Source organism: Leucobacter sp. CX87, from assembly GCF_018682295.1.
GTDB lineage: Bacteria > Actinomycetota > Actinomycetes > Actinomycetales > Microbacteriaceae > Cx-87.
On record NZ_JAFIRI010000006.1, the window covers coordinates 1 to 25838 of the forward strand.

At 68.1% G+C, this 25838-nt stretch carries 23 protein-coding genes and 1 tRNA gene; 7 read left to right on the forward strand and 17 right to left on the reverse strand.

Annotation, left to right across the window (positions count from 1 at the left end; all coding sequences use genetic code 11):
- Window positions 1-278 precede the first annotated feature (278 nt).
- Window positions 279-1655 carry a tRNA guanosine(34) transglycosylase Tgt gene (gene tgt / locus KOE53_RS09245; RefSeq protein ID WP_188058261.1) on the forward strand — a complete coding sequence of 459 codons (1377 nt, stop codon included), beginning with the start codon at window positions 279-281 and terminating at the stop codon, window positions 1653-1655.
- Here tgt and KOE53_RS09250 read toward each other — a convergent pair.
- From KOE53_RS09250 to KOE53_RS09270, 5 genes are read right to left on the reverse strand one after another with little or no spacing between them, the layout of a single operon-like run.
- Window positions 1586-2305, reverse strand: coding sequence for a queuosine precursor transporter (locus KOE53_RS09250; RefSeq protein WP_188044432.1), 720 nt, complete (start codon window positions 2303-2305; stop codon window positions 1586-1588). The two genes, tgt and KOE53_RS09250, sit on opposite strands and share 70 nt — an antisense overlap.
- Window positions 2286-3350: an NAD(P)/FAD-dependent oxidoreductase gene (locus KOE53_RS09255; protein WP_251364281.1), complete on the reverse strand. Its 1065-nt coding sequence runs from the start codon at window positions 3348-3350 to the stop codon at window positions 2286-2288. The genes KOE53_RS09250 and KOE53_RS09255 overlap by 20 nt, the downstream gene beginning before the upstream one ends.
- A gap of 11 nt (window positions 3351-3361) precedes the next feature.
- Window positions 3362-4882, reverse strand: a complete 1521-nt coding sequence (gltX, locus tag KOE53_RS09260) for a glutamate--tRNA ligase (protein WP_188044433.1) — start codon at window positions 4880-4882, stop codon at window positions 3362-3364.
- A gap of 11 nt (window positions 4883-4893) precedes the next feature.
- Window positions 4894-6204, reverse strand: a complete 1311-nt coding sequence (locus KOE53_RS09265) for an MFS transporter (RefSeq protein ID WP_188044718.1) — start codon at window positions 6202-6204, stop codon at window positions 4894-4896.
- Window positions 6201-7163, reverse strand: coding sequence for a LysR family transcriptional regulator (locus tag KOE53_RS09270; protein ID WP_188044434.1), 963 nt, complete (start codon window positions 7161-7163; stop codon window positions 6201-6203). Before KOE53_RS09270 ends, KOE53_RS09265 begins: the two co-directional genes overlap by 4 nt.
- Before the next feature lie 82 nt (window positions 7164-7245).
- Between KOE53_RS09270 and KOE53_RS09275 the strand changes: the two genes are divergently transcribed.
- The gene (locus KOE53_RS09275; RefSeq protein WP_188058262.1) at window positions 7246-8298 is read left to right on the forward strand and encodes an aminotransferase class V-fold PLP-dependent enzyme; all 1053 of its coding nucleotides are present in this window, start codon (window positions 7246-7248) and stop codon (window positions 8296-8298) included.
- Window positions 8299-8368: 70 nt separating this feature from the next.
- Here KOE53_RS09275 and rlmN read toward each other — a convergent pair whose 3' ends face one another.
- The 8 genes from rlmN to KOE53_RS09315 all read right to left on the reverse strand — a co-directional run bounded on the left by rlmN (window position 8369) and on the right by KOE53_RS09315 (window position 17620).
- Entirely contained in the window at window positions 8369-9628 is a 1260-nt protein-coding gene (gene rlmN / locus KOE53_RS09280; RefSeq protein WP_188044436.1) for a dual-specificity RNA methyltransferase RlmN, read from the reverse strand.
- Between the two features lie 40 nt (window positions 9629-9668).
- Window positions 9669-10109, reverse strand: a complete 441-nt coding sequence (locus tag KOE53_RS09285) for a DUF779 domain-containing protein (RefSeq protein WP_370566964.1) — start codon at window positions 10107-10109, stop codon at window positions 9669-9671.
- Between the two features lie 169 nt (window positions 10110-10278).
- On the reverse strand, window positions 10279-11298 hold the full coding sequence (adhP, locus tag KOE53_RS09290) for an alcohol dehydrogenase AdhP (RefSeq protein ID WP_370566968.1): 1020 nt from the start codon (window positions 11296-11298) through the stop codon (window positions 10279-10281).
- Between the two features lie 54 nt (window positions 11299-11352).
- A complete protein-coding gene (gene exaC / locus KOE53_RS09295) occupies window positions 11353-12876 on the reverse strand; it encodes an acetaldehyde dehydrogenase ExaC (RefSeq protein WP_188044439.1) in 1524 nt (507 codons plus the stop codon).
- Between the two features lie 113 nt (window positions 12877-12989).
- A complete protein-coding gene (locus KOE53_RS09300; protein WP_188058265.1) occupies window positions 12990-14327 on the reverse strand; it encodes a sigma-54-dependent transcriptional regulator family protein in 1338 nt (445 codons plus the stop codon).
- A 300-nt stretch (window positions 14328-14627) separates the two neighbouring features.
- Window positions 14628-15419 (reverse strand): fumarylacetoacetate hydrolase family protein, encoded by a 792-nt coding sequence (locus KOE53_RS09305; protein WP_188058266.1) that lies wholly within the window; start codon window positions 15417-15419, stop codon window positions 14628-14630.
- Complete coding sequence (locus KOE53_RS09310; protein ID WP_188058267.1) at window positions 15416-16528, reverse strand: branched-chain amino acid aminotransferase; 1113 nt, start codon at window positions 16526-16528, stop codon at window positions 15416-15418. The genes KOE53_RS09305 and KOE53_RS09310 overlap by 4 nt, the downstream gene beginning before the upstream one ends.
- A gap of 42 nt (window positions 16529-16570) precedes the next feature.
- Complete coding sequence (locus KOE53_RS09315; protein ID WP_188058268.1) at window positions 16571-17620, reverse strand: 3-isopropylmalate dehydrogenase; 1050 nt, start codon at window positions 17618-17620, stop codon at window positions 16571-16573.
- A 146-nt stretch (window positions 17621-17766) separates the two neighbouring features.
- Between KOE53_RS09315 and KOE53_RS09320 the strand changes: the two genes are divergently transcribed.
- The 5 genes from KOE53_RS09320 to KOE53_RS09340 all read left to right on the forward strand — a co-directional run bounded on the left by KOE53_RS09320 (window position 17767) and on the right by KOE53_RS09340 (window position 20514).
- Window positions 17767-18309 (forward strand): TetR/AcrR family transcriptional regulator, encoded by a 543-nt coding sequence (locus tag KOE53_RS09320; RefSeq protein ID WP_188058269.1) that lies wholly within the window; start codon window positions 17767-17769, stop codon window positions 18307-18309.
- A 13-nt stretch (window positions 18310-18322) separates the two neighbouring features.
- A tRNA-Leu gene (locus tag KOE53_RS09325) sits at window positions 18323-18407 on the forward strand.
- Window positions 18408-18507: 100 nt separating this feature from the next.
- Entirely contained in the window at window positions 18508-18996 is a 489-nt protein-coding gene (locus KOE53_RS09330) for a MarR family winged helix-turn-helix transcriptional regulator (protein WP_188058270.1), read from the forward strand.
- Complete coding sequence (locus KOE53_RS09335) at window positions 18989-19753, forward strand: HEAT repeat domain-containing protein (RefSeq protein ID WP_188058271.1); 765 nt, start codon at window positions 18989-18991, stop codon at window positions 19751-19753. The genes KOE53_RS09330 and KOE53_RS09335 overlap by 8 nt, the downstream gene beginning before the upstream one ends.
- Before the next feature lie 131 nt (window positions 19754-19884).
- Window positions 19885-20514 (forward strand): LysE family translocator, encoded by a 630-nt coding sequence (locus KOE53_RS09340; RefSeq protein WP_188044447.1) that lies wholly within the window; start codon window positions 19885-19887, stop codon window positions 20512-20514.
- A gap of 81 nt (window positions 20515-20595) precedes the next feature.
- Here the strand turns inward: KOE53_RS09340 and KOE53_RS09345 are convergent, their stop codons facing one another.
- Genes KOE53_RS09345 through murI form a run of 4 tightly spaced genes read right to left on the reverse strand, consistent with a single transcriptional unit; the run spans window position 20596 to window position 25820 of the window.
- Entirely contained in the window at window positions 20596-23595 is a 3000-nt protein-coding gene (locus tag KOE53_RS09345) for an aminotransferase (RefSeq protein WP_188058272.1), read from the reverse strand.
- 55 nt (window positions 23596-23650) lie between these two features.
- On the reverse strand, window positions 23651-24238 hold the full coding sequence (rdgB, locus tag KOE53_RS09350; protein WP_188058273.1) for an RdgB/HAM1 family non-canonical purine NTP pyrophosphatase: 588 nt from the start codon (window positions 24236-24238) through the stop codon (window positions 23651-23653).
- Entirely contained in the window at window positions 24238-24972 is a 735-nt protein-coding gene (rph, locus tag KOE53_RS09355; protein ID WP_188058274.1) for a ribonuclease PH, read from the reverse strand. Before rph ends, rdgB begins: the two co-directional genes overlap by 1 nt.
- Window positions 24973-24974: 2 nt before the next feature.
- Window positions 24975-25820 (reverse strand): glutamate racemase, encoded by an 846-nt coding sequence (gene murI / locus KOE53_RS09360; protein ID WP_188044451.1) that lies wholly within the window; start codon window positions 25818-25820, stop codon window positions 24975-24977.
- Window positions 25821-25838 lie beyond the last annotated feature (18 nt).

Here is a 25838-nt window from a genome sequence, read left to right on the forward strand (position 1 = left end):
GACCAGCAATTCATTGTCACGTTCGCAACCGGGCCACATTCCGTGTCCCGCACTGCCGTGCTGACAAGGGATAACATTACGTTCGATCCGGCCCGCGGGCAAATCACGCCCCGCCGCCGGGCGTGTCTCCCCGGAAACACGCGGAAGTTACACACCCGAACCGACCCGAGCGGAGCCCGCCTCCGGCCCGAATCGGCCCGAAAACCGGCGAAACAGGCAAAAGGTGCCCGATTCCCGGGCGCGGCGGGGCTTCAGCGTCTGCCTGATTGAATAGACAGGTGACCCAAACGAACGCGGCAACCCCGCACGCAAGCAACGCTCCCCTCTCCCCCCTCCCATCTCCTGCAGACTTCGGCTTCTCGGTCGAGCACGCACAGGGCGCGGGCAGCGCGGTCGGAAGCGATGGGCGCGCGCTCGGCCGCGTGGGCACGATCCGAACCCCTCACGGGGAGATCCAGACCCCGGCCTTTATCCCCGTCGGGACGAAGGCCACCGTAAAGGGGCTGCTCCCCGAAACGGTGACCGAGCTCGGCGGCCAAGCAGTACTGGCCAATGCGTACCACCTGTTCTTGCAGCCCGGCAGCGACATCGTCGACGAGGCCGGCGGGCTCGGCCAGTTCATGCACTGGGACGGACCAACCTTCACCGACTCCGGCGGGTTCCAGGTGATGTCGCTCGGCGTCGGATTCCGGAAGGTCATTTCGATGACCGAGGCCGAGCACACCTCCGGCGACGTCATCGCCCGCAACAAGGATCGCCTGGCGCACGTGAACGAGGACGGCGTCACGTTCAAGTCCTACCTCAACGGCGATGTCCACCACTTCACTCCCGAGGTGTCGATGCAGGTGCAGCACCAGCTGGGTGCGGACATCATCTTTGCCTTTGACGAGTGCACCACTCTCCTCAACACTCGCGACTACCAGGAAGACTCGGTCGAGCGCACTGCCCGCTGGGCCGTTCGATGCCTCGATGAGCATGCACGCCAGACCGAATCGCGGGGGCATCGTCCCTATCAGGCGCTGTTCGGGGTCGTGCAGGGCGCCCAATATGAGGACCTCCGGCGCCAGGCGGCCCGCGGCCTCGCCGAAATGACCGGCGCCGAGGCGGGAAACCAGAGCTTCGACGGCTTCGGCATCGGCGGGGCACTCGAGAAGGCCGAGCTCGGACGCATCGTGAGCTGGGTCTCGGACGAGCTCCCCGAAAACAAGCCGCGCCACCTCCTCGGCATCTCCGAGCCGGACGATCTCTTCGCGGCAATCGCCGCGGGTGCCGACACCTTCGACTGTGTCGCCCCGTCACGCCAGGCCCGCGGCGGCAGCATGTACAGCGCAAATGGCCGGATCAACGCGAAGTCAGCCGGGCAGCGCCGGAAGTTCGCCCCGATTGAAGAGGGCTGCGACTGCTACACGTGCACCCACGTCACCTCGGCATACCTGCACCACCTGTTCAAGGCGAAGGAGATGGTCTCCTCGACCCTCGCGACCATCCACAACGAGCGCTTCATCGTGCGTTTGGTCGACCAGATCCGGGCCAGCATGATTGACGGAACGTTCCGCGAGCTGCGCGAGGACGTGCTCTCGCGGTACTACTCCCCCGACGCGGCGCGCGACATGATCGCCCGCTCGGACTCGCTCGCGGATCCTGCCTCGGCGTAAGCCGCTTCCTTCCGGACGACCCACGGAATCACGCGGGTCGTCACGGGGAGCAGGACGACTTCGGCGAGGCACTTGATCACGTAGCCCAGTGCCACGTAGCCGAAGAAGTCCCAGCCCGTGATGACCCCGAAGAACGCGATCGTGCAGAACACGATGGTGTCGACGAGTTGGCCAAGCATGGTCGAGCTGATGAGGCGGAACCACAGGCCCCGCCCCTCCATGCGATCGCGCAGGCGCACCAGCACCCAGCTGTTGACGAACTGACCGGCCAGGAACCCGCCGAGACTTGCGAGCACAATACGCGGCACGAATCCGAGCACCGATTCGAAGGCCTCTTGCTGCTCCCAGCCGGGAGCGGCAGGAGAGATCTGGGCGAGCCAAATCGTCAGTGAGGCGAGCGCCGACAGGGCAAATGCCGTCAGGATCGCGCGCCTCGCCCCCTTGATCCCGTATACCTCGCTGAGCACGTCGCCGATCACGTAGACCAGCGGAAACAGGAACACTCCGCCGTCGACAATGAGCGGACCGACCGCGATGAGCTTCACCGCGACGATGTTCGAGATCAGCAGCAGCCCCACAAAGACCGCGACGATAATGCCGTACAGACCGCCGGCCGAGGCGACGCGGGGGTTATATGTTGAGGGCGCCACGAATCAGATCCATATTCAGTCGCATCGCCACCTGGGCGCCGCCGCCCGCCGCGATGATGAGTTGTTGCGGGCCGGGCGGCACGATGTCGCCGACGGCGTACACGCCGCGGATTGAGGTCTCGCCGCGGTCATCCACCACGATGAGGCCCCAGCCGTCGCGCGCAATGTCTTGCTCCCCGAGAAACTCGACCGGTGCCTGCCAGCGCGGACGCACGAAGCCGCCGACACGGGGAATCACCGTGCCATCGGCAAGGCGCACCCCGGTCATCTCGGCCTTCTCGCCGACAATGTCGTCGATGGCACGGCGTTCCACCGTGATCCCGATGCGGGCTAGCTGCGCTTCTTGCTCCGGACGGACGGTGTCGGCGCCGTTGGTAAAGACAATGAGATCGGAGCTGAACCGGCTGATCAGCAGGGCGCGCGAGAACACATCGCTTGTCTCGCCGATCAGCGCCAGCGGCTTGTCCGACTTCTCGAAGCCGTCGCACTCGACGCAGCTGTGCAGTGCCGTGCCGTAGTAGGCACGAATCATGGGAAGCGCGGGGAGCTGCTCGGTGAGCCCGGCGGTAATGAGCACGCGCCGGGCGACGTACTCGACGTCCGCCGCGCCGCGGATCCCGCTGCCGCGCACGCGGAAGCCGATGCCGTCGGGGAACCCGACCGCGTGCGCCTCCGCCTCGGTGAGCGGGGTAACCTCACGCACGATCGCGGGGGCGAAAATCGCCGAGGGGTATGCCTCGAACTCCTCGCGCCCGAGGCGGCGCAGCTCGAGGGGCGGCGCGCCGTCCCGCGTCAGAAAGCCGTGCGACTGCAGGGTCGCGGAGTGCCGCGGCCGGTTGCTGTCAATGATCGCGATGCGGCGATTCGCGCGCACGAGGTTGATGCCCGCGGAGAGCCCGGCCGGGCCGCCGCCAATGATGGCGACGCCGATCGGCGCGACCGCGGAGGTCGACTCGGCGCCCGAGTCGAAATCACTCGGGTCGACGGGAGACTGCGCCGCGCGCGGTGAGGCCTGCGCGGCAGTCGTCGAGTCTGGCATCGTCATGTCACTCATCGCTATTCGGCGAGGCGCCCGTCAAGGCGGCGCAGGCGTGCAAGGGTCTCGCTCTGACCGAGCAGTTCGAACGACTCGAAGAGCGGCGGCGAGACGCGGCGTCCCGAGGCGGCGACGCGCAGCGGCCCAAAGGCGACGCGGGGCTTGAGGCCGAGACCGTCGATGAGGGCAGCCTGCAGCGCCGCCTGAATCTGCTCGGTGTTCCAGTCGGTGTCGGACAGAGCCGAGAGCGCCTCGATTCCTGCGGCCAGGACTGTGCGGGCGTCCGCGGGCAGCGATTTCATCGCGTCCTCGGCATACTCAAGCTCGTCGGTCGGGGTGAAGAGGAACGCGAGCATGCCGACGACGTCGCTCAGCACCGTAACGCGGCTTTGCACGAGCGGCACCGCCTGACGGATGAGCTCGAGCTGCTCGGCGCTCGGCTCGGCAGGGATGACTGACTCTGCAGCGAGGTAGGGCAGGATCCGCTCGCCGAAGTCCGCCTCCGAGAGCAGTCGAATGTGGTCGGCGTTGATCGAGTCGGCCTTCTTCTGGTCGAAACGTGCCGGGTTCGGGTTTACGTCCTTCACATCGAAGGCCGCGATCAGCTCGTCAGTCGAGAAGACGTCGCGGTCGGGCGCGAGCGACCAGCCAAGCAGCGAGAGGTAGTTGATGAGCCCCTCGGGAATGAACCCGCGGTTCTTGTGGTGCAGCAGGTTCGACTCGGGGTCGCGCTTGGAGAGCTTCTTGTTGCCCTCGCCCATGACGTAGGGCAGGTGACCGAACAGCGGAATTTCCTTGGCCACACCAATCGCAACGAGGGCGTGGTACAGCGCCACCTGGCGAGGCGTAGAGGACAGGAGGTCCTCGCCGCGCAGCACGTGGGTAATGCCCATCAGTGCGTCGTCGACCGGGTTTACCAGCGTGTAGAGCGGCGCGCCGTTCGGGCGCACGACGACGAAGTCGATGGTCGATCCTGCGGGGAACGAGATGTCCCCGCGCACGAGGTCAGTAAAGGAGAGATCGACCTCGGGTACCCGGAAGCGGAGCGCGGGCGAGCGGCCCTCGGCGCGGTACGCCGCGCGCTGCTCGTCCGTCAGGTCGCGATCGAGGTTGTCGTAGCCGAGCTGCTTCGCACGGCCGTTCGCCTCGTTGCGCGCGTCGATCTCCTCCGACGTCGAGAAGCTCTCGTACAGGTAGCCGGCCTCGCGCAGTCGCTCGATGACCCCCTGGTAGATCTCACCGCGCTGCGACTGACGGTACGGTCCGTGCTCGCCGCCAGCGTCGATGCCCTCGTCCCAGTTCAGACCAAGCCAGCGCATCGAGTCGATGATCTGGCCGTAGCTCTCCTCGCTATCGCGCGCGGCATCGGTGTCCTCGATGCGGAACACGAAGGTGCCACCCGTGTGCCGGGCATACGCCCAGTTGAACAGCGCGGTGCGCACCATGCCGACGTGCGGCGTGCCCGTCGGTGACGGGCAGAAGCGGACGCGAACATCGGCTCCGGTGGCGGACGAGAACTGGGGCGTGGCTACGTGTGACATTACGAGCAAGTCTACCGGCGGAACGCGAGGCTCACGGAGACCACCAGCAGTGTCGCGATGAACACCCCGGCGAGCGCCGAGAGCAGCGGGAATCCGCCGAACGCGAAGACCAGGCCAGACAGGGCACCGGCCGCGGCACCGGCCGCACTCATGATGCTGTCGGACTGGCCCTGTCGACGCGGGCGATCGCGCGCGGGAGTCACCTCGGTGAGCAGTGCAGAGCCGGCAACCGTGGCCGCGCTCCAACCGATGCCGAGCATGACGAGCGACGCCTGCACCAGCGCGTGCGAGTCCCCGGCGACCGCGGTGCCGACTGCGGACGCGGCGAGCAACACTCCGCCCAGGATCATGACCGGGGCGTTCCCGATCCGACCCGCAAGGATCCCGAAAACGGGCGACAGCGCGTACATGCCGGCGATGTGGAGGCTGATGGTGAAGCCCACGATCGACGGGTCGCCGCCGTGCATCATGAGGTGCAGCGGCGTCATGGCCATGAGCGAGACCATGACCGCGTGCGCCGCCGAGACGCCCACGATGACGAGGCGCTGGCGCCAGCGGGCGGATCCTGCGGCTTCCGACTCGGCCGCGGCCGCTTCCGCCGCCGTTTCACCCTCGAGTGGGACTCGGATCGGCGCGGTGACGACCGTCGGCAGCGCACGCGCGGTGAGCAGCGGGTCGGGTCGAAGCCCGAACCAGACGATCGCGGCGGCCGCGAGCTGGGCGGCGACGGTGAACGCGAAGATACCGGTGAGCGGGGGCAGATGCAGCAGCGTGCCGACCCACTCCCCCGGGCCGATGAGGTTTGGCCCCGCCACGGCACCGATGGTGATCGCCCAGACGACGAGCGAAAGGTCGCGCGCCCGGCGACCAGGCACCGCAAGATCGGTCGCGGCAAACCGGGACTGGAGCTGCGCAGCGCCCGCGACTCCGAGAATCGCGAGGCCCGGAATCAGGAGCCAGCCCGCGCCGATCACGGCCGAAAAGACGACCAGGAGTGCGCCGAGCACGGCGATGAAGTTGCCGAGCGCCAGCGCGAGCCGACGACCCTTGCGGGCGGCGAGGCGAGCAAGTGGAATGCCGGCGAGCGCGACCCCCACGCCATTCATGGTCGAGGCCAGGCCCGAGATCGCGTCGTTCCCGGTCACGGAAGCGATCAGGAGCGCCCCGACCGAGACCGAGGCCCCGATGCCGAGCCCGCCGAGCACGGTCGCGGCGGCAAGGACGAGGACCGTGCGGCGCTGGAGCGCGGGCTGGTCGAACGCCGCGGGCCGCGCCGCGCCAGCGTCGGAAGCTCGTGGCGCGCGTGCGTGCACCGCGGTCATCGCTGCGTCGCTGGGCGCGCGGGGGTCAGACCCCATGAGCTGCCGTCGATCTCGCCGAGCAGGCGCTTCGCGAGGCGCACCGAGGGGCTCTCATTCGCGGTATCGACGGAGACGAGGCCGATGGTGCGGAAGCGGGGCTTCGAAAACGGAAGCGCACGGGTGCCCGGGGGCAGGGTGCGCGCAGCAGCAAGGCCAAGGCCGGGTACGAGGGCGACGGCGCCGCCGGCCCCCACCATCGCCATCATTGCCGGCACGTTGTCGGTTTCCTGGATGATGTCGGGCTCGAAGCCGCTTTCGCGGGCGACCGCCATGAGGTGTCCGCGGCACTTGGCGCAGCCCGCGATCCAGTGGTCTGCGTCGAAGTCCGCGAGGTCGAGGCTCTCGGCCCCGCCGCTGCGCTCGTCGGTCACCACGAGCTTGAGCTCTTCCCGCCACAGCGGGGTAAACACGCACGCAGACGGCAGCGGCTCGCCCGCGAAGTCGAAGACGAGCGCGCAGTCGACCTCGCCGTCCCGCAGCATCGAGATCGCCTCGGGCGGCTCGGCCTCGCGGTACTGGAAGGTCACTTCGGGCGCTTCGGCGGTGAGACGCGCCATCATGGTCGGCACGATCGTGGCCGAAGCGGACGGGAAGCCGACGAGGCGCAGCACGCCGCCGCGGTCACCGCGCAGGTCCTCGATCGCGGCAATCGCGGCGTCGATCTCGGCAACGACGGTGCGGCCGTGCTCGGCCAGGATCCTGCCGGCCGGGGTCAACCGGATGCCGCGGCCCTGCCGCTCGATCAGCGGTACCGCGAGCCGGGACTCGACGCGTTTGAGGCGCTGGCTGACCGCCGGCTGGCTGAGGCCCAGCTGCGCGGCAGCGGCGGTGAGGGATCCGGTCGAGGCGAGCGCGTGCAGGATGCGCAGCTCGGTCGAATCGATCGATCCCAGGGGGTCAGGGGTGCGGGCGGTGCTCATGCATCCCACTATAAGCGAACCGTAGGCAAAAGATAAGAATCATTCTCTTTAGTTATGCGTCGCGGGTTCCTAGCCTGGAGATATGACTCGCGCCTTCGCTCTTCCCGCCGCACACGCCGACGCGTTCCTTGCGGGCCCCGGCTATCTCGCCGCCTGCACGACCGGCCTGCCCATTCGGGCGACGGTCGACGCCGTGACCGCTTCCCTCGCACAGTGGGCCGCCGGCGAGCTCGATCTCAACGCTGCGGCGGCGCAGGTCGAGCGGAGCCGAGCACTCTTCGCCGACCTCGTGGGCGTCACGCCGGAGCAGGTGAGCGTTGGATCGCAGGTCTCATCGCTGGCCGCGATCGTCGCAGCCTCGCTCCCCCCGGGCGCTCGCGTGCTCGCGGCCGCCGACGACTTCGCCTCACTCACCCACCCGTTCGAGCAGCAGGCGCACCGCGGCGTGCGCGTGACCTACGTCCCCGTCGCTCAGCTCGCGGACGCGGTCGAGGCGGACACCGACGTCGTGGTCTTTTCGCTCGTGCAGTCGGCGACCGGTGAGATCGCTGATGGCGCCGCGATCGCCGAGGCCGCCCGCCGGGTCGGCGCGCGCACCGTCGTCGACACCACCCAGGCCGCGGGCTGGCTGCCCCACGATGCGAGCCGGTTCGACGTCACCCTCTGCCACGCGTACAAGTGGCTGCTCAGCCCCCGCGGCACGGCATTCATGACGGTGCTCGACCCGTCCTGGCTCGTGCCCATCGCGGCCGGCTGGTGTTCGGCCGACGACGTGTGGGGTTCGTGCTACGCGGGCCACACGCCGCTGTCCGAAAGCGCGAAGCGCTTCGACGTTTCGCCCGCCTGGCAGGCTTGGGCCGGCACCGTGCCCGCGCTCGAGTTCGTCTCGTCGCTCGACCTCGAGGCCGTGCGCGCGCACAACGTCGGTCTCGCGAACGCCCTCGCCGCGGGCCTCGGCCTACCCGAGACGAACTCCGCGATCGTGGCCTGGGCTGACGCGGACGGAAGCGCCCTCGCGAAACTCCAGGCAGCCGGCATCACGGCGTCGGGACGCGCGGGCCGCGCCCGCGTCGCGTTCCACGTCTGGAACTCGCTCGATGACGTCAAGCTGGCCCTCACGGCGATCCGGGGCTAAACACGCAGGATCCCGCCTACCCGCACCGGCGCGAAGCGGGTGGGGCGGCGGGATCCTGAACGAACGCTCGCTACTCGGCGGCCGCGAGCTGACCGCAGGCGCCGTCGATCTCCTTGCCGCGGGTGTCGCGGAGCGTCGTCGGAATGCCGTTCGCGATCAAGCGATTGATGAAGGTGCGCGTCACGTCGGGCTCGGAGGAGGTCCAGATCGAGCCGGGCGTCGGGTTCAGCGGGATCGGGTTGACGTGGACCCAGCCCGTGCCGCGCGCGTTGAGCTTCTCGGCGAGCAACTCGGCTCGCCACGCGTGATCGTTCATGTCCTTGATCAGCGCGTACTCGATGCTGACGCGGCGACCGGTCTTGTCGAAGTAGGCGCGCGCGGCGTCGAGCACCTCGTCGACCTTCCACTTGCTGTTCACCGGGATGAGCTCGTCACGCAGCTGATCGTCGGGGGCGTGCAGCGAGAGCGCGAATGTCACCGGGATGCTCTCGTCGGCGAGCTTGCGAATGGCCGGGGCGAGCCCGACCGTCGAAACGGTGATACCGCGGGCGCTCATACCGAGACCCTCGGGGGCGGGGGCGACCATGCGGTGCACGGCATTCATGACGCGCTTGTAGTTCGCGAGCGGCTCGCCCATGCCCATGAACACGACGTTGTTGACGCGCTCGGGCTCGGCACCCTTCGGGCGGCTCTTGCCGCCGCGCAGGCCACCCTCGAGAATGACCCGGTTCGCCTGCACGATCTGGTCGAGAATCTCGGCCGACGACATGTTACGGGTCAGCCCCGCCTGGCCGGTGGCGCAGAACGGGCAGTTCATCCCGCAACCGCACTGGCTCGACACGCAGAGCGTGATGCGGCCGGGGTAGCGCATGAGCACCGACTCGACGAGCGCGCCGTCGAAGAGACGCCACAAGAACTTGATCGTGTCGCCCTTGTCGGTCTCGAGCCGCTTCACCTCGGTGAGCAGCGGCGGGAAGAACTCCTCGACGATCTCCGCCGCGCGGTCCTTCGGAAGGTCCGTCATCTTCGCAGCGTCAGTGGTGCCGTGCACGAAGTAGTGGTTCGAGAGCTGCTTGGCGCGGAATCCCGGCAGGCCGAGCGCCTTCATCTTCTCGGTACGCTCGTCCATCGACAGGTCGGCGAGGTGCGTCGCCGGCTGCTTGACGCGCGGGGAGGCGAACTGCAGCGTCGGACGACCGTCAGCGCCGGTCTGCTGCTTCCAGCCTTCGGCGCGCGGGCGCACCTGACGGACCGGCGCGGTGCGGGGCTTGGTCTTCGTGTACTTTGCCTCGCCCGGGGCCTGGTCATGGTTGAGCTTTGTGGGATCCATCGCGTCTATTGTCGCATCTCCTCCCTGAGATTCGAACGGGTCACAACAGACGTGAGCGAATGAGGAACCGCTTGCCCTCCGGAGCCTCGAGCGAGAAACCGCTCCCGCGGCCCGGGACCGTGTCGACGGTGAGGTGGGTGTGGGCCCAGACGCCAAATTGCTCGCGCGACATCCAGAAGGGGATTTCCCGCGCGACGGGGGACGGGGTCCCCGCCCCAGCTTCGGTCGGAAGCGGCGGAAGCGGCGGAAGCGGCGGAAGCGGCGGAAGCTCGAGTGTGCCCAGCAGTACGTCCTGGCCGCCTGTGCGGAACTCCCCTGCCTGGTAGCACATGGGCGCGCTGCCGTCGCAGCAGCCGCCGGACTGGTGAAACATCAGTGGCCCGTGCTGCGCCCACAGTTGCTCGATGAGCGCGAGCGCCGCGGGGGTGAACGAGAGACGACTCACGTTCTCCCCCGCGACCTCGGGCCGCGCCGCCACCACACCGGAAATCTCGAGAGAATCAGCTGGACCGGTTACGGGCGGTGAGTTACTACCGACCGCGCATGCGTCGCCCAACTCTGTTGCTGTCTCGGCGTACCCTTCAGTACCGCCCAGTTCATGCACCATGTCTCGACCCCATTTCTCAGTGTGCTGACGTGTGGCCTACGCGTCACCCTTCGGCGAGGCGCAACACCACCCGTCCGTCGATCTTGCCGGCCCGCATCTCGTCGAGCACCGCGTTGACCTCTTCAAGCGGGCGCTCCGTCACGGTCGGGTGAATGAGCCCGCGAGCGTAGAAGTCGAGAGCCTCGATCATGTCCTGACGAGTACCCACGATCGATCCGCGAATGGTGAGCCCCTTGAGCACAATGTCGAAGATCGGCGCCGGGAAGTCCCCGGGCGGCAGGCCATTGAACACGATCGTTCCACCGCGCCTGGTCATCCCTATTGCCTGCCCGAACGCCGACGGATGCACTGCAGTGACGAGCACGCCGTGTGTGCCACCCGTCTCGCGCTGAATCGCTGCCACCGGGTCTTCGTTCAACGCGTTCACCGTAACCTCGGCCCCGCACTTACGGGCGAGCGCCAACTTGTCATCGGCAATATCGACGGCCGCCACCCGCATGCCCATTGCGACGGCGTACTGCACCGCGATGTGGCCGAGCCCACCAATACCCGAAATCACAACCCACTGGCCGGGCAACACGTTGCTCACTTTGAGCCCCTTGTACACAGTGACACCCGCGCAGAGCACGGGCGCCACCTCGACCGGGTCTGATCCTGCCGGGACGACAGCTGCGTAGGCAGCGTCGATGAGCATGTATTCGGCGAACGAGCCATCGACTGAGTAGCCGCCGTTCTGCTGCTGTTCGCAGAGCGTCTCCCATCCGGTACGGCAGTACTCGCAGTGCCCACACGCCGACCAAAGCCAGGCGTTGCCTACGAGATCTCCGACCGCGAGGTTGGTAACCCCCTCGCCGAGTTCCTCGACGATACCGACGCCCTCATGGCCCGGAATGAAGGGTGGCGACGGCTTCACCGGCCAATCACCCTCGACCGCGTGCAGGTCAGTATGGCAAACGCCGGTGGTAAGGACGCGCACGAGCGCCTGGCCGAGGCCCGGCGTCGGCGTCGGCTGTGCACCCACCTCGAGCGGCTGCCCGAAGGCAGGAACCGATGCAGCGCGCATGGTGTCAAATGTAGTCATGTGTGCTTTCGCTCCTTGAAATTTCAGGTTCACGGCTTAGAAGAAGCCGTCGGCGGTTTCTTTGTAGCTGACGAGCAAGTTCTTCGTCTGCTGGTAGTGGTCGAGCATCATCAGGTGGTTTTCTCGCCCAATACCGCTCGACTTGTACCCACCGAACGCCGCGTGCGCGGGGTACGCGTGGTAGTTATTCACCCAGACGCGGCCCGCTTGGATCGCACGCCCGGCACGATAGGCAGTGTTTCCGTTGCGGCTCCACACGCCGGCGCCCAGACCGTACAGCGTGTCGTTGGCGATCTTGATCCCGTCGTCGAAATCGCGGAACGTCGTCGCCGCGACCACGGGGCCGAAGATCTCCTCCTGGAAGATCCGCATCGAGTTGTCGCCACGGAAGATGGTCGGCTGAATGTAGAAGCCGCCCGAGAACTCGCCGCCGAGGTCGGCGACCTCGCCGCCGGTGAGCACCTGCGCGCCCTCTTGCCGGCCGATGTCGAGGTAGGAACGGATTTTCTCGAACTGGTCGTTCGACGCCTGCGCCCCCATCATCGTGTTCGTGTCGAGCGGGTTGCCGCGCACGATCAGTTCGGTCCGCTCGACGACCGCGTCGAGGAAGTCCCCCGCAATCGACTCTTGGATGAGCGCACGGGACGGGCACGTGCAGACCTCGCCCTGGTTGAGGGCGAACATCGTGAAGCCCTCCTTCGCCTTATCGAAGTAGGCGTCGTCCGCCTGCATGACGTCCTCGAAGAAGAGGTTCGGGCTCTTGCCGCCGAGCTCGAGCGTCACCGGAATGATGTTCTCGGACGCGTACTGCATGATCAGGCGGCCGGTCGTAGTCTCGCCCGTGAACGCGATCTTGCGAATGCGGGGGCTCGAGGCGAGCGGCTTGCCCGCCTCGGCGCCGAAACCGTTGACGATGTTCACGACGCCGGCCGGCAGCAGGTCGCCGATGAGTTCGAACAGCACCAGGATCGAGGTCGGCGTCTGCTCCGCCGGCTTCAGCACGATTGCGTTGCCTGCGGCGAGCGCCGGGGCGAGCTTCCAGACCGCCATCAGAATGGGGAAGTTCCAGGGGATGATCTGCCCGACGACGCCGAGCGGCTCGTGAAAGTGATAGGCGGTGAGGTCCTCACCGATCTGCGAGAGGCCGCCCTCTTGGGCGCGGATGGCGCCGGCGAAGTAGCGGAAGTGGTCGATCGCGAGCGGGATGTCCGCATTCAGCGTCTCGCGTACGGCCTTGCCGTTGTCCCACGTCTCGGCGACGGAGAGCATCTCGAGGTTTGCCTCCATGCGGTCGGCGATCTTGTTGAGCACGACCGCGCGCTCGGCCGGACTCGTCTTGCCCCAGCCTGGGGCTGCGGCGTGCGCGGCGTCGAGGGCCGCGTCAATGTCTTCGGCGGTGCCGCGGGCGACCTCGCAGAACGCCTTTCCCGTCACCGGCGTCGTGTTCTCGAAGTACTGTCCCTTGACGGGGGCGACCCACTGCCCGCCGATGTAGTGCTCGTAGCGGCTCTTGAACTGGACAAGCGAGTCCGGCTGGCCGGGTGCTGCGTATACAACCATGGTCATCTCCTTTGACGACGATTCGTGAACTCCGCCGCCCGCGAGCGGGGCGTTGGTAGTTCCCGACGTTAGCCCTCCCAAGGTTGCGTCGACGTTGCAACCTCGAGAACCGCCTATCCGAGGGCGAGCAGTTGGGTGACCACTCTCGCTCGTTTCGGGGAACGCTGCGGCAGCACCTGCAGCAGCGTCTCCCAGACTTCCGCATCGTCGGTGGCCCAGCGCAGCGCGTACTCGTAGAGTGGATCGGCTGCCGCGGACTGCAGCATCGACTCGCGCAGCGCCGCGTCCACCCGTCCCCGCAGCTCGAGCGCGACCGGGGCGTCCGAGCCGGGAAGCACCGGGCCTTCATAAGCAGCGAGCGCGAGCCGGTGCGCGCCGCGCCCGAGCGCGTCGAGCGTCTGCTGCGCGTCGATGCGCAGTGGCTGGGTCAAGCGGTACGGCCTCGACTCCAGCTCAAGCGGAATGGCCCGGGCGCTCAGCCACTTGCGCAGCCGCGCGATCTCGGCACGCAGCGTTTGCTCGGTCCCGCCCTCGCCATACACCTGCTCGACGAGCACCGCCCCGCTCACTCCGCCGGGCGCCACCGCGAGCGCCAGCAAGATCTCGGCATGCCTGCCGGCGAGCTCGTGCACCGTTCCCGTGCTCTCCAAGATCGCAGGATCCCTCCCGAGTGCCACCAGCCGAGCGCCGGGCCGGCGGGCGGGCGATGCCTGGCGTCTTGCGCCGGCCCCACGCTCACGCGCCATCTGCGAGCGAAACGCCTCAAGTTTGAGCTCAGCCTCGACCGCGGCGATTGTCGCCTCCATCAGGGGAAGCAGATGGGGAGCTGCCACTTCGTCACCCCCGGTGACGTCGATGACACCGATGATGGATCCGCTGATGGGGTCGTGCACCGGGGCTGCGGTGCAGCTCCACTCGTGGACGAAACGGTTGTAGTGCTCGGCGCCGAGCACCTGAATGGCGTGGTCGAGCATGATCGCGCTTCCTGGCGCGCTCGTGCCGACGCTCTCTTCTGACCAGTCCATGCCGGGCAGGAAACCCATGTCTTCGGCCTGAGCACGCATCTGATGGTCTCCGTCCACCCACAGCAGGCGCCCGGCCGCGTCTCCGATTGCGACGAGGAAGCCCGACTCCTTCGCCTCGTCCAGGAGCAGCCGGTGCACCACGGGAAGCGCGAGCCCGATCGGATGGATGCGCTGCAGCTCGCGCAGTTCGTCGCCGCTGAGCACCTGCCGGTCAGGAGCATGATGAGGGTCGATCGTGCGAGTGCGGGAACGTAGCCAGGACGCGAACACCTCCGGGCGCATCGCAGTCTGCGCGGCGAATCGTTTCGCGAGCTCAGGCTCGATCGCGATCTCGCGTTCATCGAGGAAGCGTTCATGTGCGCGTTCGAGCTGCCGCCTACGCTCCCGAACAGACTCGCCGCTGCGCAGCGCCCGCCAACTGCTCACGACTACGCCCTCCTCGCGCGAGGGGGCCCCAACTACTCAAGAGGCTCCACACTGATCCACCGGTGCGTTCACCCTACCCGCGTTCCGTGTGCGAACACGAGGGGCAGATTCCCCCGACCGGGGACTTTCGCAAGGCGTCCGGGTAATCGGGGCCATCGGCCGCGCACCCGCCGTTGCACGTAACGGAGTGATCTCACGTAACGGAGCCCCAGTTGGCGCGTGAGCGCTCCGTTACGTGTGAAAGCGACGCGAAGTAGTCGCGTTGATCGGGTGGCCGCTGGTCGCCAGTCACCGGCCGCCCTAGCGGACGGTGTTGCGCAGCGTGCCGATGCCGTCGATCTCTACCTCGACGACGTCGCCCGAGACGAGGGGTCCGACGCCCGCGGGCGTGCCCGTCAAGATGACGTCCCCAGGCAGCAGCGTGAACGCCTGCGAGGCGTGCGCCACGATCTTCGCGATCGAGTGCATGAGCTGAGCGGTCGAGCCCGATTGGCGCACCTCGCCGTTCACGCGGGTCTGCACCCGGGCATCCGTCAGATCAAGATCGGTCTCGATCCAGGGGCCCAGCGGGCAGAACGTGTCGAAGCCCTTGGCCCTGGCCCACTGGCCGTCGGCGTACTGCAGGTCGCGGGCGGTCACGTCATTCGCGCAGGTGAAGCCGTACACGACCTCGAGCGCACGCCCCTCGGGAACCTCCTTGGCGAGCACGCCGATGACGACGGCGAGTTCCCCCTCGTGCTCGACCTGCTGCGAGATCGACGGGATCACGATCTCGTCGCCGGGCCCGACCACCGAGGTGTTCGGCTTCAGAAAGAGCAGCGGGTCGGCCGGCGCGTCGCCGGCGAGGCCACGATCCTGCATCTCGGCGACGTGATCGGCGTAGTTCTTGCCGACACAGACGACCTTCGAGCGCGGGATCACGGGGGCTAGCAATTGCACCGCGTCGAGCGCGAAGCGGCGCCCCGTGGTGTCATAGCCCGACACCATCGGGTCACCCTTCAGCTCGACGAGCTCGACGCCAGCACCGGATTCGGCCTGGTCGAGCACGCCGAAGGCGATCGCGTCGCCGGCGCGGAACCGTGCAACCTTCACGACACGGCCGCCTTCGCGGGGACAATCTCGCGCACCCAGCTGTGCGGGTCGGCGACGCGGCCGGTCTGAATTCCGGTGAGCTCATCGCGCAGCGACATCGTGAGCGGCCCCGGGGCGTTCTCGCCGAAGTTGACGTCGAGGCCGTCGGCCCCGAGCAGTCGACCGATGGGGGTGATCACCGCGGCGGTGCCGCAGGCGAACGCCTCGGTAATCGTGCCGTCGGCAACGCCGGCCTGCCACTCGCTCACGGTGACCGCGCGCTCCTCCACCGCGAGGCCGCGGTCCTTCGCGAGCTGAATCAGGCTGTCGCGGGTGATGCCGTGCAGGATGTTCCCGTTCAGCGCGGGGGTCACCAGGCTGTCGCCGTTCTTCACGAGGAACAGGTTCATCCCGCCGAGCTCTTCGATCGTGTCCTCGGTCGAAGAATCAAGGAAGAGCACCTGCGCGCAGCCGTTTGCGGCGGCTTCTTCCTGCGGAAGCAAGGAGGACGCGTAGTTTCCGCCACACTTTGCCTCACCGGTGCCGCCGTGGCCCGCGCGAGACGAACCCTTCGCCAGCCAGATAGACACCGGCTTGACGCCCTGCGCGAAGTACGGGCCTGCGGGGCTCGCGATCACCATGAAACGCGCCCGGTGTGCCGCGCGCACCCCCAGGAAGCTCTCGTCGGCAATCATGAATGGGCGCAAGTACAGGCTCGCTTCGGCTCCCTCGGCCACCCAGTCGGCGTCGGTCGACACCAGCTCGTCGATCGCGCTCACGAAGAGTTCGACGGGGAGCTCTGGCAACGCCAGGCGTCGCGCCGAGGCGTTGAGGCGGGCCGCGTTCGCCTCAACGCGGAACGCCGACACCGAGCCGTCCGCGCGGCGGTAGGCCTTCAGTCCTTCGAAGATCTCTTGGCCGTAGTGCAGCACCGACGCCGCGGGGTCCAGCTGGATCGGACCGTACGGCAGCAGCTCGGGCTGCTCCCAGCCGCCCTCCTTCGTCCAGACAATCGACACCATGTGGTCGGTGAAATGGTTGCCGAAGCCGGGGTTCGCGAGAATCGCCTCGCGCTCGGCGGCGGGCAGTGGCGTTGCCGAGGTGCGACGGAATTCGATGGTGTTCGTCATTGACGGTTCCTGTTCAACGTGCGGGAGAAGTGTGAGTGAGCGCTAGATGCGGGCGGCGATGGCCGCGCCGATCTCGCTGGTCGAGCGGGCGGCCGGTCCGCGAGCCGCAAGGTCCGATCGGACCGCGGCACGGATTCGTTCTGCCTGCTCGGGGAGTTCGAGGTGTTCGAGCATGATTGCCGCGGAGAGGATTGCCGCGGTCGGGTCGGCCTTCTGCTGCCCCGCGATGTCGGGAGCAGAACCGTGCACCGGTTCAAACATGCTGGGGAATGCGCCCGACGGGTTGATGTTTCCCGAGGCCGCAAGCCCAATGCCGCCGCCGATAGCGCCGGCCAAATCAGTGAGGATGTCGCCAAACAGATTATCAGTGACGATCACGTCGAAGCGGGCAGGATCCTGCACCATCAGGATCGTCGCCGCGTCAACATGCAGGTAGTCGACCGCGATCTCGGGGTACTCGGACGCGACCTCGCCGACGATTCGCTGCCAGGTGGCGCCCGCGTGCACCAGCACGTTGGTCTTGTGTACCCAGGTGAGCTTGCGGCGCGGGCGGTTCATGGCCGTCTCGAAGGCGAAGCGGACGATGCGCTCGACACCGAACGCAGTGTTGACCGACACCTCGGTCGCCACCTCGTGCGGCGTGCCGGCGCGCAGGCGTCCGCCGTTGCCGACGTACGGGCCCTCGGTGCCTTCGCGCACAACGACAAAGTCAATGTTGCCCGGGTTCGCGAGCGTCGACGTGACGCCCGGGAACAGCGTGCAGGGGCGCACGTTCGCATAGTGATCGAAGTCGAACCGAAGCTTCAGTAGCAGGCCGCGCTCGATGTTCGCCTCGCGCAGGCGCGGGTCGCCCGGGACACCGCCGACCGCGCCGAAGAGGATCGCATCATGTGTGGCGATCGCCGCTTGCTCGTCTTCCGGCAGGGTCTCCCCCGTGGCCAGGAAGCGCTCGGCGCCGAGCTTGAACTCGGTGCGCTCGAGCACGACGTCGCCGCCTGCGAGCACGGCGTCGAGCACCCGGTTCGCCTCAGCGACGACCTCGGGGCCGATCCCATCGCCGGGAAGGACTGCAAGCTTGATGGTTCGCGACACGCGGGCTCCTCGTCAGGATCGGCGAGGGCGCCGATCATTGTCGGTGTGCTGGCCGCAGTGGACGGCCGCACGCTCAGCCTACTCCCGCGACGACTCACCCTTCGCCGTCTGGACGGTGCATCCCTGGGATCGCTACCATGCTGAGTATGGCCCAGCCCTCACCTTCCGCTCGCGAGCGGATCCTTGACTCGTACATCGAGCTCCTCATCTCTGAGGGCGAGCGCGCCGCCACGCTCGATGCGGTTGCGCGCACCGCCGAAGTTTCGAAGGGCGGGCTGCTCTACCACTTCAAGAACAAGGACGCCCTCGTCGAGAGCCTGATCGAGCGCCTGGAAGAAGAAGTCGAGGCGGACATCGCCCGGCTGCACGCCCATCCGGAAGACAGCATCGGGTACTTTCTGCGCACCTCGGTCAACATGGGCACGCCCTACGACCGCGCGATTCTCGCCACACTGCGTATCGCCCAAGAGAACCAGCAGGCCCGGGACGCGTTGAACCGCATGCACGACCACTGGCGCGGGGCGCTCTCGCGCACGATCCCCGACCCGGCCGTCGTCGACGTGGTGATCTTCGTGTCAGACGGGATCTACTCAGCGTCCGCGCTCGATGGCACGGTGGCGCACAGCGTCCAAGAGACCATCGACGTCGTCAAGCGGCTCGTGGCGAGCCCGGCACCGCAAATCCCCTAAACTGGGACTACTCGCGGGAGTGGTGGAATTGGTAGACACGCAGGATTTAGGATCCTGTGCTTTCGAGCGTGAGGGTTCAAGTCCCTTCTCCCGCACCACAGCGAAGGCCCCTGAATTCAGCCGAACACTCGGCTGAGCCGGGGGCCTTTCTGGTTCACCTCCCCTAATTTCACTAGCCGCCTAGTAACATGGGGGCTTATGAAGAACGTAGTAGGAATCAAGCAGGAGTTACTGCTCTCTCGCATCGGCGAGGACGCAACAGCGAGGTGGGTCATGGCGCTGCTCACCACCGCCCGAAGAATCGACGCGGCTTGTGCCGAGCTCCTCACTCAGCACGACCTCTCGGAGGGCCGACTCGCCGCGCTCCTCGCGATCTCGGCGGAACCGGGCCTCACACCGCGGGCGCTATCCGATCGCCTCGAGGTCACCTCGGCAACCGTGACGGGGCTCCTGGACCGGCTCGACCGCGACGCCTTGATCTCACGCCGTCCCCACTCGACCGACCGCCGCACCCACACCCTGGCGACGACTGCCAAGGCCGAAGCTCTCCTGTCGACCCTGGCGCCCATCTACCGCGACTGGCTTCACACCCTCGGCGCCGGGGTCGGCCCGTCCGAGCGAGACTCCGCGGCACGCGTCTTCGCGTCCGTCCAGCACAACCTCCACGCGGGGTCGCGAAATGAGTGAGCGCGGGGCGCGCAGCCGCGCCGACATCAACCCTGCGCACCTGACTGCACTCCACGCGGGCACGGCGGCGTCGCGCACCCTGACCGAGGCGCTCGCGATCGACCACACCGTACTCCTGCGAAACGCGATTCCTCACGCAGACGACGAGCTTCTCCGGGTCGTTGCTGGGGCACAGGCACTCGGCATCCTCAAACGAATGACGACGATCGGGGCGGCACTCGCCGAACGAACCGATGCGATCGACATCGAGCAACTCTCCCACCATCCCTCCGACACCGTGCGCGGCTGGGCATGCTTCCAAATCGCAGCCAGACAGGCGCCCGACCCCGTCTCGCTGCTCGAACAACTTCGCGGGTTCGCCGACGACGAGCATTTTGCCGTCCGCGAATGGGTGTGGATGGCGGCGCGCCCCGCCCTCGTCGCGGATCTCGCCACGAGCATCGACGCGCTCACCGGCTGGACCGCCGACCCCTCGGCGAACATGCGGCGCTTCGCCAGCGAGGCACTGCGGCCGCGGGGCGTCTGGGCGTCCCATATCGCCGCGCTCAAAGAGCACCCGAGCCAGGGAGAGCCGATCCTCGAGCCGCTTCGCTCCGATCCGTCGCGCTACGTCCAGGACTCCGTGGCGAACTGGATCAACGACGCCGCAAAAACGCGCCCGGACTGGGCCCTTGGCCTGTGCGCGCGGTGGCGCGCGGAAAGCAGTACCCCAGAGACGGTGCGCATCACGGGCCGAGCGCTCCGGTCGATCACCTAGCCCTGCGAACCGCTCCACCCAGATTCGCCCTGGTGCGCGGTATGTGCTGGAGGGCAAGCGAGGAAAGGGCGCCGCGAGATACGAGATAATCGAGGTATGAGTGTGATCCACGACCCGGAGGCGCGGGCCACGTGACTTCCGCCGCCTGGGCCGCCCTCGTCCTCACCTGGGTCGCCGCCATCACGATGCCCGGCCCCGACACGTTCCTGTTGTTACGCCTGGGCGTCCGCGACCGCCGGGCCGCGGTGCTCGCCGCACTCGGCATCATGGGCGGCAACTTCGCCTGGATCGCGATCTCAGTGCTCGGGGTCACCGCGCTGATCGGCGCCGTGCCGTGGCTGCTCCCCGCCCTCCAGATCGGTGGCAGCGCCGTGCTCGTATGGCTTGGCGTGCAAAGCATCCGCGCCGGGGTGCGCGGCTTGCGCACCCGCGGCGAGGCCACGCTCGGCGGCGAGATTCGGCGCCCGTTCCTGCTTGGGCTCACGACGAATCTCGCGAACCCCAAGGCGCTCATCTTCTTCGCGGCCCTGTTCACGCAGGTGCTGCCGGCCGACGCGAGCTGGGCCGAGCGCGGGGCGATCGTCGCCGTTCTCGTCGCGATCGGCATCGCGTGGTTCGTCGGGTTCGCCCTCGCGACGTCGTCCAGGGCGTTCCAGCGGTGGTTTCGCCGCGCGTCGGCATGGATCGATATCGCAGCCGGCGTCGTGTTCGTGCTGGTCGCCGTGGCGATCCTGACGGAACTCGCGCTGCAACTGCGCTGACGCGCGCCACAATGCACCCCGCCGGCAGGGTGCAAGACCGATTTACCCTGCCGGCGGGGTGCATTTTCGCAGAAGCGACGCCTACCAGCCCGTCGTGAGCACCTCGTCGAGGGCCGCCACGAAACGATCAGCGCTCTCGGCGCTGAGGCAGAGCGGCGGCTTCACCTTGAGCACGTTCGAGCGCTCCGAGGTCGTCAGCACGATGAGCCCCAGCTCACGCAGCCGCTCGCAGATCGCGGCCGCCTCGGCCGTGGCGGGCTCAAGCGTCTCGCGGTCACGCACCAACTCAACGCCGAGGTACAGCCCCTCGCCGTGGATCGGGCCGACGATGTCGTGGCGGTCAGCGAGCGCCACGAGGGCACTGCGCAGCCGCTCCCCCACGACGCGCGCGTTCTCCTGCAAGCCCTCGTCGCGCATCGCGTCGAGCACCGCGATGCCGACCCGGCAGCTCAGGGGGTTCCCGCCGGCCGACGAGAAGAACGCGCCCTGCGAGGCCAGCGCGTCGGCGACCTTCTTCGACGTGATGACTCCGCCGATCGGGAAGCCGTTGCCCATCGGCTTGGCGATCGTGATGATGTCGGGCACGACGCCCGACTGTTCGAAGCCCCAGAAGCTCGTGCCCATGCGGCCAAAGCCGACCTGCACCTCGTCGGCGATGCACAGGCCGCCCGCGGCACGCACCCGCGCGTAGGCGTCGGCGAGATAGCCCTCGGGCAGCAGCACACCGCCCGCGTTGCCGAGCACCGACTCGCAGATGAACGCGGCGACGTCGCGACCCTCCGCCGACAACGCCGCGAGGTCGACCCCGAGATCGGCAGCGTACTGCGCCCCGGTATCGAGACCTCGGTAGGTCCCGCGGAACCGGTTGGGGACGTCCGCGACGTGCACCCAATCGGGCCGCGTCTCGAGCGCGTAGGGGTTGTCATAGGCCGAGGTCGTCACCGCATCGGAGGCCATGGTCCAGCCGTGGTACGCCTCGCGCAGCGACACGACGGTCTTGCGCCCGGTCGCCGCCTGCGCAAGCCTGAGCGCGAGGTCAACGGCCTCGGAGCCGCTGTTCACGAGCAGCACCGTGTCAAGCCCCGAGCCCTCCGGCAGCATCTCGAGCAGTCGTTCGCTGTACTCGGCGAGCTCGCGATAGAGGAAGCGGGAGTTGGTGTTCAGGATGCGAATCTGCCTGTTTGCCGCGTCCGCGACACCCGGGTGGCCGTGGCCGAGCCCCGTGACGTTGTTCACGAGGTCGATGTACGACCGCCCCGTCGTGTCAACGAGGTGGTGCTTCCAGCCGCGCTCAATCTGCATCGGGTGCTCGTAGTAGCGCTCCTGCGCGGACGCGAAGATTCCCTCGCGCCGCGCCAGCTCGTCCGCGGCTTCGTCGCGCTGAGCGAGCGAGGCAAGGCCCAGGATCGCGGCGGCATCGGGAGCGAACCGGCGCCAGGCCGTGGCGCGCTCGGGAGCGACAAAATGACCCTCGAGCTCGGGGGCGTCAGAGCGGCGCAGTCCGACGAACAGCGTGTGCGCGGCATCTGCCTCGAGCTTGCCAAGCTGATCGCCGGCCGCGAGTTCCTGCCCGGCCCGCGCCGACGGGGTGATCCCCGCGACGACGAGCTGCCAGCCGCCCTCGGTCAGGATTCTGACCTCAGATTCGCTGCCCGGCACCCCGAGCCCTGGCAGGATCCGCCCCGAGACGGGCGCCGTGACCACGAGCTCGGCGTCGGCGAGCAGTCGAATCTCGGTATCGAGCGGGAAGGTCTCAGCCGCATCCGGCGAGTCGAGCTGCGTCCGGGTCAGCCGGTACACGCCGGCCGGGAACACCGCCGCGGCGACGCCCTCGCCCGAGAAACCTTGGCTGACGAGTGCCTCGACGGCGAGCGAGTCCTCGGCCTCGTCTTCAAGCCAGAAACCGCCTTCGAGTAGCTCGGACTCGACGCCCGGGTCGAGCGCCATGACCTCGCCGACCAGTCCGGGCAGCAGGCTCGCGAGCGCGCCCTCCCGGGCCGCCGCTGACGGCGCGGGCAGTGCGACCAGGCGCAGCCCGTCCTCGTGCGGGATGCCCTGCATGCCGACAGCGGCGACGACCTGCTCGGCCATCTCGGCGAGCGGCAGCAGCGTCGCCGCGTCGAAGATGCGCTGCTCCCCCGCGATGCGCTCGCGGGCGTAGTCATTGTCGCCGTCGATCTCAAGCTGGCGCCACCCGCTCGCAACCAACAGTGCGGCGCGGAGCACGACCAGGGGCCAGACCGCGCGCGCCTCTGCGGCAGAGAGCGGCGCGACGCGGTGGAAGGCCCGCACGGTGTCGAGCACTCGGAGCGGGCGATTCGGCTCGTGGTGCAGCATCGAGGCAGCAGTCACCGCAAGCTCAGCAACGCGCCAGCCGAGGGCGAGGTCGCCCAGATCGAGCACGGTGTGGGGGTGCAGGCGGCCATCGTCGCCGGGCAGCGCGGTGACGTTGTCATCGGTGAGGTCACCGTGAATGGCTTGGACCGGAAGTGACGCCGAGACGAGGCCGAGCGCTTCGTCCGCGTCTTCCGCGGCGGAGACCACTCGGGTGCGCAGCGCGACGTCACCGATCGAACGAGCGAGCGCCCGTGCCTCGGTCGACGCGACCCGCATGTCCCACATGTGCGCGCGGTCGAGGCCGGGGTGCGAGAGTGACGCGAGGGCGTTCGCAGACGCCCCAGCCAGCTCGCCGAATTCGGCGAGCACCACGGGCGCGAGATATCCGGCGTCGACGAGCGACGTCCCGGCGGCGAATTCGGAGCGACGAGCGGCGAAGCCATTCCAGCGCTGCGTCAGGTTCCCGTCGAGACCGGGCAGGATCGCGGGCACCACTACGCCCGCTGAACGGTACGCCTCGAGGGCCGCGTGCTGGCCGTCGCGCGCAGCGTCCGCAAACACTGGGTTGTCGATGCGCAGCACACTGCGCGTGCCGTTCTCCTCCAGGAGCACGAAGTTCCGATCCTGATTGCTGCCCAGCTCGCTCGCCGTGACCGTCAGGCCGTAGCACTCGAGCGCGATGCGCTCGGCGTCTTGCACGCTGACCTCGGGGCGGGTCAGGCCACCGTTCTCCTGCGTCGTCATCTTCACTCCTCTTCGTTGCCGTGCTGCATGTGGGCGACGGGGCCGCCCCTCGCGGTTATTCGCCGAGCGCCGCGAGCGACGGGGCGAGCGCGGTGAACGCGCGCGTGCGGTGCGAGACCGCGTCCTTCTCCGCAGCGGTCATTTCCGCCGCCGAACGGGTCTCCCCGTCAGGCCGGAAGATCGGGTCATAGCCAAAACCGCCGCCGCCCGAGGGACTGCCCAGGATCGAGCCTGGCCACTGCTCGACGAAGACCGTCTCGTCGCCCGCCGGGGTCACGAGCGCTGCCGCGCACATGAACGACGCCGCGCGGTGCGGCTCGGCGATATCGCTGAGCTGCCACAGCAGCAGCTCCAGGTTCGCCTGGTCGCTGCGCGCAGGGCCGCCCCAGCGTGCCGAGAAGATTCCGGGGCTGCCACCGAGGATGTCGACGGAGACTCCCGAGTCGTCGGCGATCGCCGGCAGTCCCGTGTGCAGCGCCGCCGCGCGCGCCTTGAGGAGCGCGTTCTCGGCAAAGCTCGTTCCGGTCTCGCGCGGCTCGGGCCCGTCATAGCCGACGAGCTCCAGACCGGGCACGAGCGGTCCCACGATGCGGGTCAGCTCGGTGAGCTTGTGCGCGTTGTGGCTCGCAAGCACGACGCGCATTAGGCGCCCAGCGCCAGGCGCTGAATGTCTCGCAGCTCGTTCGTGCTCACGAGCGCGAGGTCGAGCAGTGAGTCAAGCTCGGCACGTTTGAACGGCTTGCCCTCGGCCGTGCCCTGGACCTCAATGAAGTCGCCCGAACCCGTGACGACGACGTTCATATCGGTGCCGGCGCGGACGTCCTCGACATACGCGAGGTCGCTCAACGGCACGCCGTCGACGATGCCCACCGAGACCGCAGCCACGCTGTCGGTCAACGGGGTCGACTTCTTCGCGACGAAGCCCTGAGCGCGGCCCCACTCGATCGCGTCGACGAGAGCGACGTACGCGCCCGTGATAGACGCCGTCCGGGTGCCGCCATCGGCCTGCAGCACGTCGCAGTCAATGACGATCGTGTTCTCGCCCAGCGCGCGCATGTCGACGACAGCGCGGAGGCTGCGGCCGATCAGGCGCGAGATCTCGTGCGTGCGGCCGCCGATCTTGCCGCGGACCGACTCGCGGTCCATGCGGGAGTTCGTGCTGCGCGGCAGCATCGAGTACTCGGCCGTGACCCATCCCTTGCCCTTGCCCGCGAGCCAACGCGGCACGCCGTTCGTGAACGACGCGGTGCAGAGCACGCGCGTGTTCCCGAAGGAGATGAGGGCGCTGCCCTCGGCCTGGCTGCTCCAGCCGCGCTCGATGGTGACGGGGCGCAGTTGCCCGGCAGTGCGTCCGTCGGCCCGTACGAGATCCGTCATGGTCATTCTCCGTTTCGTTGCACCGGGACGACCCCGGTCTGCAGATGGTCAACCGCGTCGATGCCGATGCCGAGCATGCGGCGGGCAAGTTCGCGGAAAGCTCCAGGGTCGTTCCCGGTGGCCTCGTAGCGCAGCACGGGCTCGTTGCCGGCCTCGCGCAACATATCCCGCTCGGAGAGCAGGGTGTACAGCTCGTTCGCCGTCTCGATGTCGCTCGAAACGAGCGCCACGTCCGGCCCGACCACCTGGCGGATCGCGCCGCGCAGGAACGGGTAGTGGGTACAGCCGAGCACGAGCGTGTCGATCTGTTGGTCGATGAGTGGCTGCAGGTACTCGGCGGCGATCCGGTGCACCTCGGGCCCCGCGGTAATGCCGGCCTCGACGAGCTCGACGAAGCGGGGGCACGCCTGGGTCGAAAGGGTGATCTCGGGGCGGATGCTGAAGAGGTCGTCATAGACGCGGGAGTTGATGGTGCCCACGGTGCCGATGAGGCCAACGCGGCCGTTCCGCGTGAGACTCACCGCGCTGCGCACCGCGGGCTTGATCACTTCGAGCACAGGAATGTCGTAGCGCTCGTGCGCATCGCGCAACACCGCAGCGGAGGCCGTGTTGCAGGCGATGACAAGCGCCTTCACGCCCTGGTCCACCAGGTCGTCGAGGATCGCGAGCGAGAGGCGACGCACCTCCGCGATGGGCCTCGGCCCATACGGGGTGTGTGCGGTGTCGCCGACATAGGTGATCGACTCGGACGGCAGCTGGTCACGGATCGCGCGGGCAACCGTCAACCCGCCCACTCCGGAGTCGAAAATGCCGATGGGTGCGTCGTTCGCGATAGCCGGCTTACTCACCAGTCAAGCCTATCGCGC